Source organism: Streptococcus sp. HMSC070B10 (assembly GCF_001808665.1).
Taxonomy (GTDB): domain Bacteria; phylum Bacillota; class Bacilli; order Lactobacillales; family Streptococcaceae; genus Streptococcus.
The window spans coordinates 1-582 of record NZ_KV794203.1; the positions used below are offsets into that span (position 1 = coordinate 1).

The 582-nt window shown below is 37.8% G+C and carries 2 pseudogenes; both read right to left on the bottom strand.

Annotated features, from left to right (window positions below):
• Window positions 1-383: pseudogene (locus HMPREF2613_RS07105) on the bottom strand (hypothetical protein); the annotation flags it as partial.
• Window positions 380-582: pseudogene (locus HMPREF2613_RS07110) on the bottom strand (hypothetical protein); the annotation flags it as partial. The pseudogenes HMPREF2613_RS07110 and HMPREF2613_RS07105, both read right to left, overlap by 4 nt.

Sequence of the window (582 nt, forward strand, 5' to 3'; positions counted from 1 at the left end):
ACCTTTGCAATCTCAAGCGCCATAATGTACATGGCGCGTCTATCAACTGTCAAAATTTCTAGATGGGTGGTTAAAATACGGAGATAGTCTCCCTTTTCATTATAATCCGTAGCAAACGCATCTTCAAACTCTATCTCAATACATTCTTTAATATGTGAAAAGAGTCTTCGTACCCCTTCCTTTAGGGGGACACTAGACCATCGCTTATCTGCAGTACTTTTCCTCAAGGATAAATTTACAGAAAAATCCTCTTGTAGTTGCTCATTGTCTCCAGCATTTGAGTACGATACTTGCTTTTCTTCTGGAAACCACATTTTTCCAGCTAGTTCCAAATAACCATAAGGTACTCTTTTTGTATAATCGCCTTTAATATAAATTCTCACTCGTCTTCCTCATCGTCATAAACACGTTCTCCATGGATTTTGATATATTCTTCACGAAGGCGTTCTTCCTCTTCCCATAGAGGGTCTCTTACTGGTATCATTGTTTTTAATTCTTCCAAACTAATTTCAACCGCTTCATCATAAGTCAGCGAAAGAACATCCTTGTGATATTCCTTAAATTCTTCTACACTTAGCCAAC